Genomic DNA, 13,659 nt, shown 5'->3' with positions numbered 1-13,659 from the left:
GGCAGAGTGAGAGGGGAGAAATGATCATGAATGCACAGAAGAAAAAATTGGTTCTTATCGGTAACGGAATGGCCGGTGTTCGAACAATCGAACATCTGCTCAAGCTAGCGCCGGACAAATATGAGATAACCATCTTCGGAAGCGAGCCGCACCCTAACTATAATCGGATTATGTTATCCTCCGTCCTTGTCGGCGGAGCGGATATGAAGGAGATCGTCATCAACGACTGGAGCTGGTACCAAGAAAACAATATCACGCTTCATACCGGCGACCCCGTTACGAAAATCGACACGGACAAAAAAATGGTTTACAGCAAAAACGGACATAAAGTCGCTTATGACGAAGTGATTTTTGCTACGGGCTCCAAAGCATTCATCCTACCGCTGCCGGGAGCCGACAAAGAAGGCGTCATCGGCTTCCGCGATATTGCCGACTGCGAGAAAATGATCGATGCTTCCAAGCAGTACAAGAAAGCCGTCGTCATCGGCGGCGGTCTGCTCGGACTCGAGGCCGCGCGCGGACTGCTCCATCTCGGCATGGACGTGAACGTCGTGCACATTAACCCGTACCTGATGAATCTACAGCTGGACGAGGCGGCATCCAAAATGCTGCAGCGCGAGCTTGAAGCGCAGGGCATGAAGTTCCTGCTCCAGAAGAGCACGGTCAACATCAAAGGCAAAAAACGCGCAACCGGCCTTGTGTTCTCTGACGGCACGGAAGTAGACGCGGACCTGGTCGTCATGGCCGTCGGCATCCGGCCTGAGGTCGAGCTGGCTAGAGCGTCGGGCCTCACCGTCAACCGCGGCATTGTCGTCGACGATTTCCTCCGCACCGACTTGCCGAACGTCTACGCCGTCGGCGAATGCGCCGAGCATCGCGGCATCACTTACGGCTTGGTTGCTCCGCTCTACGACCAAGGCGCCGTTCTTGCCAAGCTTCTGGCCGGGGCCAATTCCGACCCTTATACCGGCTCCGTCACCTCGACGAAGCTGAAAGTATCCGGCGTCGACGTATTCTCCGCCGGAAGCTTCAAGGAGACCCCTACAACTCGTTCGCTCAAGCTGCAGGACGATCTGGCGGGCACGTACAAGAAGCTGGTCATCGAGAACGGCAAGCTGGTCGGAGCCGTATTATTCGGTGATACGTCCGAAGGCTCGGAGCTGTTCTCGCTGATCAAGAAAGGCGAATCGATCGAAGGCCGCGAGAAGGAGCTGCTTCTCGGCTTCTCGCCAAGCCAAGGCGGCGGCGGTTCCTCGCCGGAAGCGCGGCTTAAGGCGATGCCGGACGACGAGATCATCTGCGGCTGTAACGGCGTATCCAAAGCAACGGTAGCGGATGCCATCCTGAGCAAGGGCTGCAATAGCGTCAGCGCGATTAAATCCTGCACCAAGGCGTCCGCTTCCTGCGGCGGCTGTAAGCCGCTTGTCGAAGGCCTGCTGAGCATCTACTCCGACGGTTCCGGCGAAGCGGTCAAAGAAGGCATCTGCGGCTGTACATCCCTGGACAGAGACGAGATCGTTGCCGAAATCAAGCGTATGAAGCTCACGAACATTAATGAAGTGATTAACGTTCTGGAATGGAAAAACTCCGAAGGCTGCTCGAAGTGCAGACCGGCCCTGAACTACTACCTGGGTATGCTGTACCCGGACGAATATATCGATGAGAAGGAATCCCGCATCACGAACGAACGTTATCATGCCAACATTCAGAAAGACGGCACGTTCTCCGTCGTTCCCCGGATATACGGCGGCGTGACCTCCCCTTCGGAGCTGAAGAAGATCGCGGAGGTCGCCGAGAAATACGAAGTGCCTCTCGTGAAATTTACGGGCGGACAACGTCTCGACCTCTTGGGCGTGAAGAAGGAAGACCTGCCAAAAATGTGGGAGGATCTGGATATGCCTTCCGGTCACGCATACGGCAAAACGCTTCGTACGGTTAAGACTTGCGTCGGCAACACGTTCTGCCGCTTCGGCACGCAAGATGCGATGGGCATGGGCATCAAGCTGGAGAAAGCGTTCGAACGTCTGAACACGCCGGCCAAAGTGAAGATCGCCGTGTCCGGATGCCCGCGTAACTGCGCGGAAGCGTCGATCAAGGACTTCGGCGTCATCGCCATCGACGGCGGCTGGGAGCTTCATGTCGGCGGCAACGGCGGCGTGAAGGTTCGCGCGACGGACGTCATCGGCGTCGTGAAGACGGAAGACGAGGTTATGGAATGGGGTCACGCCTTCCTGCAGCTGTACCGCGAGGAAGCGAGCTGGAACGAGCGTACGGCGCATTGGATCGAGCGCGTAGGCCTCGACTACGTCAAACAGAAGCTGGAGAAGCAGGAAGACCGCCTGGCTCTTATGGAGCGGATCAAGCATACGCTCAGCTTGACGACAGATCCATGGAAGGAAATCGTGGAGAAGGACGAACTTCGCAAAAACTTCGAGCCGCTGAAATCCACGCAACCCGCGACGCTGTAACGGACCGCGAATAAGACTATGCTTGAGGAGGATACCCAGATGACAACGAAGTTGTTTGTGGCCAACGTGAACGAAATCGATATTAGAGGCTCCCGCACTATTAAATATAACGATCTGGAAATCGCCGTATTCAAAATGACGGACGGCAGCGTGCTTGCCGTTGAAAATAAGTGCCCGCATAAAGGCGGCGTCTTGTCGGAAGGGATGGTGTGCGGCCACGCCGTGCACTGTCCGCTTCACGACTGGAAGATCGACCTGAAGACGGGACGCGTTCAGGAGCCGGACGACGGCTGCATCAATACCTTCGAAACCGAAATCGACCACGCGAGCGGTTCGATCTACGTCACGATCTAATCGTTGTTCTTATTCATGGATGGGGGGGATTGGCCATGAGGCAAAGAAATGCTGGGAAGGTATACATCGTGGGAGCAGGTCCAGGCGATCCCGAGCTGATTACCGTCAAAGCTATGCGTCTCATCCAGCAAGCAGACGTCATTCTGTACGATAGACTCGTGAACAAAGAGCTGCTCGAATACCGGGCGTCCCATGCGATTCTGATCGACTGCGGCAAGGCTCCTGGCGCGCATACGATGCCGCAGGAGCAAATTCAGAAGACGCTGGTCCGCTACGCCCAAGAAGGCTGTCAGGTCGTCCGTCTGAAGGGCGGCGACCCGCTCATCTTCGGCCGAGGCTCGGAGGAAGCGCTCGAGCTGGCGGAATGGGGCATTCCTTACGAATTCGTCCCCGGCATTACGTCCGCGATCGGCGCCGCCTCTTCTTCCGGCATCCCGTTAACCCATCGGGGACTTGCGGCATCCTTCGCCTGCGTGACCGGCAGCCGTTGCCACGGTCCGGGCAAGGATGTCCGCTGGGACTTGCTCGCTCACGGCGTCGATACGCTGGCGATCTACATGGGCGTCAGCGAGCTGCCTTCCATCCGGGAGGAGCTGCTGCGTCACGGCAAAGCAGCCTCGACGCCGGTTGCTCTGATCGAGCGCGGCACGACAGCCAGCCAGCGCGTAATCGTGGGCACTTTAGCCGATATTCATACGCTTGCGGTATCCATGAAATTGTCCAATCCCGCGCTTATCATCATTGGAGAAGTCGTTCGGGTCCGCGAGCAATTGCTGCGCGCCGAGCAGCATGCCTTATCCCTAATAGGATAATGACAATAAATAGAACCCGCGTTGCAGCCGATGCAACGCGGGTTTCTTTTTTACATGTCGACGGCCCTTCCGTAAACCCGCTCCGTTCCGATCATGCCTTTCAAGTCGGCCCCGGACGGATTCTGGAAGAGCCGCAGGCCGAATTCCGGAGCCACCGCGAACAGATGATCGAAGATGTCGGCCTGGATCCCTTCATAGGCGGCCCAGCCCACATCGTTCGAGAAGGCGTAGATCTCAAGCGGAATGCCGCATGGCTCGGGCTGCAGCTGGCGGACGATGCAGGTCATGCCTCGATGCACGCGGGGATGCTCCTCCAGATAGCGCTGGACGTACGCCCTGAATACACCGATGTTCGTCAGCGCCCTTCCGTTCACCCGATTGGAGCGATCGATCCCACGCTCGCGGTTGTAGTGCTCGATCTCCCTCTCCTTGTCGAGAATGTGCTCCTCGAGGAGATGAATGGTCTTGTAGCGTTCCAGCATCTCGGGTGTGCAGAACGCGATGCTGCCGGCATCGATGTAGACGGAGCGTTTGATTCTCCGTCCCCCGGAGGCTTGCATGCCTCTCCAGTTGACGAAGGAATCCGAGATCAGCGCATAGGTGGGTATGGTCGTGATCGTTTTATCGAAATTTTGGATTTTCACCGTGTTGAGAGAGATATCGATGACATCCCCGTTCGCGCCGTACTTCGGCATCTCGATCCAGTCCCCGACTCGCACCATATCGTTGGACGTCAGCTGGACGCCCGCTACCAACCCGAGAATCGAATCCTTGAAGATAAGCATGATGACCGCCGATAGAGCCCCGATCCCGCTAAGCAGAATGAGCGGACTCTCCCCGATCAGATTCGAGATGACTAGAATGATACCGATCATATAGAAAATGATTTTAAATACTTGGATGTAGCCCCTGATCGGCCTCATCTTCGCTATGTCGTACGTGGTATATACATCGTTAAGGACATCCAAAACGGCATCGACCGTAATAAGCAGCACCACGACGATATAGATCATGACGCCTTTCTCGATGATCGGCTGATAGTCCGTAAAGCTGAACGAACCATAATAGATGATAATGGCTGGCACGATATGCGACAGCTTATGGATGACCCTTCGCTTCAGCAGATAATGGTTCCACTGAAACCGGCTCTTCTCGACCAACGAGGTGACAACACCCAATACGACTCTCTTGGTCAGCCAATTGGCGGCGACGCAAAGCAAGCCAATAGCCGCGATCACGGCTATTGCCGCGAGATACGCGGCTACTCCCGAATCGACTCCAAGCTCGACAAGCTCTTTTTTGATAAAATCCATACCTACCTCCTCCAGAATACTTCTCCGCCGTGCGGCATCACAAGCTGCGGACGGAGGGTATCGTTATATCGTAGCGAACCCCCTCTCCCCCGTCAACCTCGGCCGCTTACGACCAACGATAACAGCCCTGAACGATTCGTTATCGTCCAGGGCTGCCTAAATCACGTATCATCTATTCTCTAAAAAAACTTCGGCAAATAGTCCTTGTTCGCCTCCAGCATCTCCTCTAGAAGCGTCTTCGCCACGGAGACGCTCGGCACGAGCGGATGATGGACGAGCGCCTGCAGGGCGATGCCCCGATCGCCGGTAATGGCCGCCTCGATCGTGAGCGACTCGTACGTCTTGACGGCGTGAAGCAGCCCTTTGATCTGCTCCGGCACGTTACGCGGCGGAATCGGAATCGGTCCTTGCGCGGTGACGACGCAATTCACTTCGATGCTGGCGTCGGCCGGCAGGAAAGGAATGATGCCCTCATTACGAACGTTCAGCGTCTGAATATCGCTTTTGTCGGTATAGAGCGCATGCATCAAATTAACGGCCGCTTCCGAATAGTAGGCGCCGCCGCGCTGCTCCAGCTGCTTCGGCTTCTCCTTCAGGTTCACGTCCTGATACAGCTCGAATAGCTCCGCTTCCACGCGGCTGACTACGTCGGCGCGCGTGCCGTTCTTCTCCAGCGATTCCTTCATATCCGCGTACATCTTGTCGGTCATGTAGAAGTAGCGAAGATAATACGTCGGAATCGCTCCGAGAGAACGAAGGAAATCCGCGTCCCAATCGAGCGCCGTCACGTTCGACGCCGTATACTCCTTGCCGGCGCCGATCAGCTCCGGCAGCTTATCCTCCCCGTTCACGTATGCCGCGGTGACCCAGTGCAGATGGTTGATGCCCACGAATTCCGGAAGCACGTCACGTTCGGTCACGCCGTATTCGCGAGCCAAATATTTGTAGAAATTGATCGGGGAGTTGCATAATCCGACCGTCTTCACCTTGCTGTGCTTCTGAACCGCTTCCGTAACGATCCCCGCCGGATTCGTGAAATTAAGCAGCCATGCATCCGGAGCCAGCTCCTCGATGTCCTTGCAAATATCCAGAATGACCGGCACCGTGCGCAGCGCCTTGAACATGCCCCCGGGGCCTGTCGTCTCTTGGCCGATAACGCCATGCTTGATCGGAATATGCTCATCACGCTTCCTCGCTTCCAACAGACCGACGCGCATCTGCGTCGTAACGAAATCCGCACCGGCGATCGCTTCGCGGCGGTCCAGCGTCAGTCGGACGTCGATCGGCAATCCCGACTGCTCGACCATGCGTTTCGCGAGCTCGCCGACGATCTCCAGCTTGCGGCGCCCTTGCTCGATATCGACGAGCCACAGCTCCTTGATCGGCATCTCGTTGTACCTCTTGATGAAGCCCTCCACGATTTCCGGCGTGTAGGACGATCCGCCGCCGATGACGGCGATTTTTAACGCTTTTTTGTTCATGGGTATGCCCTCCTTATGAGAAAACCTTTATCGTGGCTCATTCTATTGTGGTAAAATAATGCCGCGCAGCCTAGCATCCGTCTCGCCGTCGATCGCATGCCCGGCGCTATCCATCGCGCTCATGACCGCTCCGATGACGGGATCGACCGTCAGTTTCACGACGGAGGCGTTCGGCGCCCCCGCGGCGATGGCGGCTTGGATGGCGTCCACCATATGCGGCGAGCTGCCTCTCATCATGACGCTGCCCGTCAGCACGACATCGAACGTCTCCTTCTGCATGCCAAGCCTCCGGACAAGCGCCAGCACCGCGTTCGCGTGCTCTTGTCCCGCTTCCTCCAGAATGCGAATCGCGGGCGCATCTCCCGCCGCGGCCGCTTCGAAGACCAGCTTCGCCAGCTCCGCGGGCGGACGCTTCCCATTGTCCAGCGCGTCGTCGTACATCGCCTGCACGGATAGATATCCGAGCTTGGCCGGCACCGTCGACTGCAGCACGGAGGGCTGCTCGCGTCCTTCCCAGGAGCGGATCGCCGTCCGGAACGCGTGCACCGCAAGATCGCTGCCCGATCCCATACCGTCGCCGAACAGATAACCGAAGCCTCCGTACTGAAGCTCCTCGCCCGACGCGTTGCGCGCGGCCGCATTGAACCCGGTTCCGCTAATGATTACGGCCCCATACGCCCGGCTGGTTCCGGCGCGCATGCCGATCATCGTATCGCAGGCGATCGCGTAACGTTCATAACCAAGCGAGGCGATCATCGGCCGCAAAATCGCGTAATCCGGTTCGCGGTCGGCGCCTGCAAGGCCGAAATAAGCGAAGGTCACCTGTTCTTTGTTGACGCCCGCCTCCGCGAGAGCCGCGTCGCAAGCTTCTTCGATATGCGTACGCGCCGCTTGGAACGCGGTCTGATGGTTGCCGTTGCCGCTATGCCCGCGGCCAAGCACTTCCCCTTGCCCGTTCACCAGAAGGGCATGCGTCTTCGTGCCCCCCGCATCTATCCCGAGAAATATGATATCCCCCACGCTCCTTGACCACCTGAGTTATTTTGATCTACATCCACTATAATAAAAAAGAACATCCCCCCTCTACGCAAAAGGAACGATGTTCTGATAGGATCTTACTGTTTTTTGTGGGATTAGGCTCGAAGCTCGGACGGCAGCTTGCCGACGTGCCCCTTGAACAGCCGGTTGAAATTGGACAAATTGCGAAAGCCGCATTCCGCCGCGATATCGATCATTTTCAGCTCCGTCGACTCGATCAGATCGACCGCGCGGGACAGTCTCAGCTGGATCAAATAATCCATTGGCGACGTGCCGACGATGCCTGCGAACAACGCGCTGAACCGCGACGGGCTTAGATGCGCCAGCTCCGCAAGCTCTCCCAGCGTCCATGGATAAGCGATTTGCTCCTCCATGCCGCGGAGCACCTGGCGAATTGTCTCCATGCCCCGCATTCGGCTGGCCCGGCCCGTCATCCGTTTCGCGAAATAACGGTTCACGTAGGCGAGAAATCGGACAAGCTGCGATCGGACGACCGCCTCGTAATGGGGCTCCTTGCTTCTGAATTCGCTCGTTAATTCCTTCAGCAGCGCTGCCAGACGGGGCAGCTCAGGGTTGTTCCGGTCGAGCACGTTGTCGAATCGGAAGCCCGTCTCCCTGAACGGGTTGAGCAGCTCCGTATCGTATCGCTGCTCGAGCGCCAGATAAGCCGGATCGAACATGACGATCCCCATCACCAGTCCGTCCGTTTCGAAGGCGCGATGCAAGTCATTGGAGTTAATGAGGACGATATCTCCCCGCACTAGCTCATGCTTGCTTCCGTTGATCAGAATATAGCCGCTTCCGTCCACGATATAATTGATTTCGAGAGCGTCGTGCCAGTGAAGACGCTGGAACGGCGGACTTACGCCTTCCGTCTGCGAGACGAGAAGAGGGAAGCCTTGCGGCAGCGCAATCTGATCCCGGACGATCGGCGGATTCGGCTTCAACATCGACGTTCCTCCCGCTTTTTTGTACAAAGTATACCAAAGCTTCGGCGCGCGGAGAAGATGCGAACCATTAGTGGAAGTCTTTTCAGTTGAGACCTTGTCCCGCGTCCTATACAATAGAAGGATAGACTAACCTCGCACATGAAAGGATTAACGCCATGAACGACAATACCAAATACCAAATCTTATTGTATTATAAATTCGTTGCCGTGCCCGATGCCGAGCAATTCGCCGCCGAGCACCTGGCCTACTGCAAGGAGCTGAACGTGAAAGGCCGCATCCTGATCGCGGACGAAGGCATTAACGGCACCATCTCCGGAACCGTCGAACAAACGGAGCAATATATGCGCGATCTGCGCGCCAATCCGTTATTTTCCGACATCGTGTTTAAAATTGACGAGGCTGAAGGTCACGCCTTCAAAAAAATCTTCGTCCGCTACAAGAAAGAGCTCGTGACGCTGCGTTACGACAAACCGCTTGACCCGAATACGCTCAGCGGCACCCGTCTGTCTCCGAAGGAGTTTTATGAATATTTGCAGCGGGAAGACGTGATCGTGCTGGACGGACGCAGCGACTACGAATACGATCTCGGGCATTTCCGTGGCGCGATCAGACCCGATCTCGAGACGTTCAAAGAATTTCCCGAGTGGCTTCGCGAGAATATGTCCGAGTTTAAGGATAAGCCTATTATTACCTATTGCACCGGAGGCATTCGCTGCGAGAAGCTGACCGGCGTCATGCTTAGCGAAGGCTTCAAGGACGTCTATCAGCTGGAAGGCGGCATCGTCACCTACGGCAAGGACGAAGAGGTGCAAGGAAGATTGTGGGACGGCAAATGCTATGTGTTCGACGAGCGGATTTCCGTCCAAATCAATCGTACGGACGAGGATATCGTCATCGGCAAGTGCTACCACTGCGAACAGCCCGCGGACAAATATATCAACTGCGCGGACGACACCTGCCACCGCCAGCATATCGTATGCCCGGACTGCGAAGCCGAGCATCAAGGCTATTGCTCGCAGGAATGCGAAGATCATGTGAATGTCGGTTAAGGCGATACTCCGCCATGCTTTATAAAAGGACAGGCCCTCGGATCCATGAATGGATCTGAGGGCCTGTTTTTATGCGACCGCCGCCGTCTGATCAGCCGCCGGCCAACCGCGGGAAGCAGAGAACTAACTCCAACTAAATAATTCTCTATCAGCTACCATCCTTGGACGTGTTGGAAAACGGGCCACTGAAAAAAATGATGCAATGGCTTCAGCTTCATTGCGCCGTATTCGCTTCCTTGCTCCTGCGCGCCCCTGCCAAGAGAAGCGGAATGCTCAGCAAAAATGCCGCCGTTACAAGCCAGATCGGGATTTGCGGATCGACCGAATAGGCCCAGCCGCCGATAATGCCCGAAGGGGAGACGGCAAGGAGCACGAGGACGGACAAGACGGCGAACATCTTCGCGCGCCGTTCATCGTCTATCGCGTTGGCGACGGCCGATTCCAGGTAAGGCGCGGTAATCATCGTCGCGCCGGCGGCCAGTACCGTGCTGGCGACAATCCAGCCCATGGCGCCCGTCGGCGTCAGCGCGAGAATCGCGTTCGATACGGCTGACAAGATGAACCCCCACAGCATGGTGCGGTTCATCAGCCGCTCCGGAATACGCGGTATCACTTGCCATAACACTAGCAGCATCACGACCGAAGAAACGGCCGGCACCAGCGAAATCCAATCCTCCGCCATACCGAGCTCATCCGCCAGAAACAAGGAGAGATACGTGCCTTTCACCGTCATTTGGAAGTTGAACAGGATGTAGACACCAAACATAAGGAGCAGCCCCCGATCCGCCAGCACGGCGCGGATTGTCGCAAGATAATCCCTCAGACTGGCGTTAAGTCCAAGCTCCCGCGCTTCGCGCTTCTTCCGCAGCCCCATCTCCGTCTCTCGAGTCGTATAATGACGTCCGAGGAACTGGGCCGTCATCAAGACGAAGGCTAAGACGTACATGATACGGACTCCCGTGACCATGCCGTAATGATGGACGAGAAGTCCGCCAAGCGGAGCGAACAAGCCGCCGATGACGCCGATCACCTGCAGCACGGTGAACACATAGGTTCGCTCCCTCGGCTCCGTGTCCTCGACAAGAAGACAATAGAAGGCCGTATGGGGAACGCGCTGGAAGCCGTTAATGATGGCTGCGGCCGCGAAAAACCAGAAGTTTTGCGATACCGCCCAGAGCAGCGTGCCGACCGACCAGCTAAGCAAATCGAAGGTCAGAAGCGCCGCCTTACGGCCCATACGGTCGGTCAAATAACCGCTTAAAAACGACGAAAACACTTGCACGACTAGCGTAAGGGTCGTCACCCAGCCGATCTGCGTCTCGCTAAGGCCAAGCTCGCTCATATAGATCGTGGCATAGGTGGCGAACATACTGTAAGGAATAAGAAACAACGGCTCGAACGCGAGACAGCCTCTGCTGTTGCCCTTGAGCCGCGGGAATAACGTATGAGTCAAAACGATGATCCTCCCGGAAGTTTAATCTGCTCTACCTATCCTAACAAGGCGGGGCGAATTCGTCCAACAAAAAAAGCTCCCCTTCTATCCGCCGTACCATCCAGCTAGAAGAGAGCGTGCTCGTTTACGATTACTTTGATTCAAGCCGATCTAACAATTATGCAGCTTTAATTGATCGCCGGTAAGCTCGTCTAGTTTTTGCTGCGCGCCTTGTCTTAACTCCTTAACGGCTTTGTCGTATGGCCTTAGCTTTAGCGCGGCGTTAAAAGCTTCGATCGCATCTTTATATTGCCCGTTCTCAACATATTGTTTGCCCTCCGCTAATCGTAAGTCGAATATCGCATGAGCTAAGATAAGCTTGGCATCCACTACATAAGGTCTGATCTCCAAGTTGCCTTCGTGCTTTTCCAATAAGGCGCTTAACGTCGAAATGGCAAGCTCATACCGCCCATCGTCGTACGCTTTCTTCCCTTGATCAAGGATTGCCGCAACCTCTGCCTCTACCTTCATTTTCTCCGTTGCGGCTAGCCGGTCCTTAGCTTTCCGATCATGCTCCCCCTCTTCTATGGCTATGGTGAAAGCCCTAGCAGCTTCGTCAAACTTCTGCTCAGACAATGCTTCTTCTCCCGCGGCCATTTGGGCCTTATATTCTTTGGAAGTACATGCTGTCCCTATGAGCAACGTTGCAACAATAATCATAAATAATTTCAATTTGGATGGTTCCTTCCCGCGCACGCGCGCTCGCTTTAACCTGCAACAATATCATTTTCTTCCAGTTACATAAACCGACCACATTGTACCATTTATTAAAACACCTGTCTTCGACAAAATAAAAAAATACTCTCCTTTATTCGCGAAATCATGCAAATAAAGGAGAGTATTTGGATTGTTTATCCTTTAGCGGTCTTAAACTCTATTCCCACTCGATCGTAGCCGGCGGCTTCGATGTTACGTCATACACGATGCGGTTGACGTTGTCGACTTCGTTAACGATACGAACCGAAATTTTCTCGAGAACGTCCCAAGGAATGCGCGCCCAGTCGGCCGTCATGCCGTCGATGGACGTGACCGCGCGGATGCCGACGGTGTAGGAATACGTACGGGCATCGCCCATGACGCCTACGCTCTTCATGTTCGGCAGCGCCGTGAAGTACTGCCAAATCTCGCGGTCGAGACCGGCTTTGCCGATTTCGTCGCGCAGGATCGCGTCGGATTCGCGCACGATGTGCAGCTTCTCCTCCGTTACCTCGCCCAGCACGCGGATCGCGAGACCCGGACCCGGGAACGGCTGGCGCCATACGATCGCCTCAGGCAGACCGCATTCTTCGCCGACTTTGCGAACCTCGTCCTTGAACAGCGCCTTCAGCGGCTCGACGAGCTTGAACTTGATGTCCTCCGGCAAGCCTCCCACGTTATGATGCGACTTGATCGTCTGCGCCGTAGCCGTGCCGCTCTCCACGATGTCCGTGTACAGCGTGCCTTGCGCCAGGAATTCGAAGTCGTCGAGCTTGTCCGACTCTTCTTGGAAGACGTAGATGAATTCGTTGCCGATGATTTTACGTTTCTGCTCCGGATCGTCGACGCCCTTCAGCTTGCCGAGGAAACGATCCTTGGCGTCGATCTTAAGCACCTTCATATCGAATTTGCCGACGAACGTTTCCATAACGCTCTCGGCTTCGCCTTTGCGCAGCAAGCCGTGATCGATGAACATGCACGTCAATTGATCGCCGATCGCCTTGTGCAGCAGAATCGCCACGACGGAGGAATCCACGCCGCCGGACAGGGCGCAAAGCACTTTTTTGTTGCCCACTTGCTCGCGAATTTCACGCACCGTGTCATCGATGAACGACTCCATGGACCAGTTGCCTTCGCATTTGCAGATGTTGTACAGGAAGTTGCGGATCATCTCGTTGCCGTATACGGAGTGGCGCACTTCCGGATGGAATTGCACCGCGTACAGGCCGCGCTCCGGATGGCTCATGCCCGCGATCGGCGCATGCTCCGTGCTCGCGTCTACGCGGAAGCCCGCAGGCGGCTCGATGACGAGATCGCTGTGGCTCATCCATACCGTCTGCACTCTCTCCAGACCGTGAACGATATGGCTGCCCTCCGTGAATTCCACTTCCGCTTTGCCGTACTCGCGTTTGCCCGCGCGCTCTACCTTGCCGCTCAGCTGGTGGGACATCATCTGCATGCCGTAGCAGATGCCGAAGATCGGAACGCCCAGGTCGTACACCGCCGGGTCGACAAGCGGGGAATTCTCCTCGTATACGCTAGCCGGTCCTCCCGAGAACACGATGCCTTTCGGCTGCAGTTCGCGGATCCGTTCCACCGGCGTGTTGAATGGCAGCAGCTCGCTATACACGCCCAAATCGCGGATGCGGCGCGCAATCAGCTGGTTGTATTGTCCACCGAAGTCGAGGACAACAATAATTTCGTTTTGCTTCGTCATGACCGAGCCTCCCTCAATTGATCTACTAATTATATATAAGGCGCTCTGAGCGCGTCAAGGCGATAACGGCGCAGGATTCGCGGAGCAAAATCGCCTGACGGCAACTTCGCGTTCCAGCCGGCGGCGACTCTATCGCGGGCTTTCTTTCATTCCCTTGACGAGCTAGCCGTTATAAAATAACGGCAATCCTACTGCTATTTTCATATGATTTCCAACATGACGCCGAAATAGCATCCATAATACCGTTATTAGGGTTCCTAATGAACAATAGTCTCCATCCCTAAGGAAT

General features: G+C 55.8%; 11 protein-coding genes. 4 read left to right on the top strand and 7 right to left on the bottom strand.

Annotated features, from left to right (window positions below):
- Positions 1-26 precede the first annotated feature (26 nt).
- The 3 genes from nirB to cobA are packed head-to-tail and all read left to right on the top strand — an operon-like array spanning position 27 to position 3,634.
- On the top strand, positions 27-2,468 hold the full coding sequence (gene nirB / locus NQZ67_RS11475; protein ID WP_257445560.1) for a nitrite reductase large subunit NirB: 2,442 nt from the start codon (positions 27-29) through the stop codon (positions 2,466-2,468).
- Between the two features lie 39 nt (positions 2,469-2,507).
- Complete coding sequence (gene nirD / locus NQZ67_RS11470; protein WP_257445558.1) at positions 2,508-2,822, top strand: nitrite reductase small subunit NirD; 315 nt, start codon at positions 2,508-2,510, stop codon at positions 2,820-2,822.
- A 35-nt stretch (positions 2,823-2,857) separates the two neighbouring features.
- Entirely contained in the window at positions 2,858-3,634 is a 777-nt protein-coding gene (cobA, locus tag NQZ67_RS11465) for a uroporphyrinogen-III C-methyltransferase (protein ID WP_257445556.1), read from the top strand.
- 50 nt (positions 3,635-3,684) lie between these two features.
- Here cobA and NQZ67_RS11460 read toward each other — a convergent pair whose 3' ends face one another.
- The 4 genes from NQZ67_RS11460 to NQZ67_RS11445 all read right to left on the bottom strand — a co-directional run bounded on the left by NQZ67_RS11460 (position 3,685) and on the right by NQZ67_RS11445 (position 8,416).
- Complete coding sequence (locus NQZ67_RS11460) at positions 3,685-4,947, bottom strand: mechanosensitive ion channel family protein (RefSeq protein ID WP_257445554.1); 1,263 nt, start codon at positions 4,945-4,947, stop codon at positions 3,685-3,687.
- Between the two features lie 179 nt (positions 4,948-5,126).
- Entirely contained in the window at positions 5,127-6,428 is a 1,302-nt protein-coding gene (locus NQZ67_RS11455; protein ID WP_257445551.1) for a 6-phospho-beta-glucosidase, read from the bottom strand.
- 42 nt (positions 6,429-6,470) lie between these two features.
- Positions 6,471-7,448, bottom strand: a complete 978-nt coding sequence (locus NQZ67_RS11450) for an N-acetylglucosamine kinase (protein ID WP_257445549.1) — start codon at positions 7,446-7,448, stop codon at positions 6,471-6,473.
- A 113-nt stretch (positions 7,449-7,561) separates the two neighbouring features.
- A complete protein-coding gene (locus tag NQZ67_RS11445; RefSeq protein ID WP_257445547.1) occupies positions 7,562-8,416 on the bottom strand; it encodes a helix-turn-helix transcriptional regulator in 855 nt (284 codons plus the stop codon).
- A 155-nt stretch (positions 8,417-8,571) separates the two neighbouring features.
- Here NQZ67_RS11445 and trhO point away from each other — a divergent pair, with 155 nt between their 5' ends.
- A complete protein-coding gene (trhO, locus tag NQZ67_RS11440; RefSeq protein WP_257445546.1) occupies positions 8,572-9,465 on the top strand; it encodes an oxygen-dependent tRNA uridine(34) hydroxylase TrhO in 894 nt (297 codons plus the stop codon).
- Positions 9,466-9,679: 214 nt separating this feature from the next.
- Here the strand turns inward: trhO and NQZ67_RS11435 are convergent, their stop codons facing one another.
- The 3 genes from NQZ67_RS11435 to guaA all read right to left on the bottom strand — a co-directional run bounded on the left by NQZ67_RS11435 (position 9,680) and on the right by guaA (position 13,370).
- Entirely contained in the window at positions 9,680-10,918 is a 1,239-nt protein-coding gene (locus tag NQZ67_RS11435) for an MFS transporter (protein WP_257445545.1), read from the bottom strand.
- Between the two features lie 150 nt (positions 10,919-11,068).
- Positions 11,069-11,629, bottom strand: a complete 561-nt coding sequence (locus tag NQZ67_RS11430; RefSeq protein ID WP_257445544.1) for a tetratricopeptide repeat protein — start codon at positions 11,627-11,629, stop codon at positions 11,069-11,071.
- Positions 11,630-11,831: 202 nt separating this feature from the next.
- Positions 11,832-13,370, bottom strand: coding sequence for a glutamine-hydrolyzing GMP synthase (gene guaA / locus NQZ67_RS11425; RefSeq protein WP_257445543.1), 1,539 nt, complete (start codon positions 13,368-13,370; stop codon positions 11,832-11,834).
- Between the last annotated feature and the right edge of the window lie 289 nt (positions 13,371-13,659).

The organism is Paenibacillus soyae, from assembly GCF_024623455.1.
Taxonomy (GTDB): Bacteria; Bacillota; Bacilli; order Paenibacillales; family Paenibacillaceae; genus Pristimantibacillus; species Pristimantibacillus soyae.
The sequence above is the reverse complement of the archived record's forward strand: the minus strand, read 5'-3'. Positions and strand labels throughout refer to the sequence as shown.

Excerpts from the sequence above, each read along its gene's own strand:
- NQZ67_RS11445 (WP_257445547.1), bottom strand. The coding sequence starts at position 8,416 with ATGTTGAAGCCGAATCCGCCGATCGTCCGGGATCAGATTGCGCTGCCG.
- NQZ67_RS11460 (WP_257445554.1), bottom strand. The coding sequence starts at position 4,947 with ATGGATTTTATCAAAAAAGAGCTTGTCGAGCTTGGAGTCGATTCGGGA.
- nirB (WP_257445560.1), top strand. The coding sequence starts at position 27 with ATGAATGCACAGAAGAAAAAATTGGTTCTTATCGGTAACGGAATGGCC.
- nirD (WP_257445558.1), top strand. The coding sequence starts at position 2,508 with ATGACAACGAAGTTGTTTGTGGCCAACGTGAACGAAATCGATATTAGA.
- cobA (WP_257445556.1), top strand. The coding sequence starts at position 2,858 with ATGAGGCAAAGAAATGCTGGGAAGGTATACATCGTGGGAGCAGGTCCA.
- NQZ67_RS11455 (WP_257445551.1), bottom strand. The coding sequence starts at position 6,428 with ATGAACAAAAAAGCGTTAAAAATCGCCGTCATCGGCGGCGGATCGTCC.
- trhO (WP_257445546.1), top strand. The coding sequence starts at position 8,572 with ATGAACGACAATACCAAATACCAAATCTTATTGTATTATAAATTCGTT.
- guaA (WP_257445543.1), bottom strand. The coding sequence starts at position 13,370 with ATGACGAAGCAAAACGAAATTATTGTTGTCCTCGACTTCGGTGGACAA.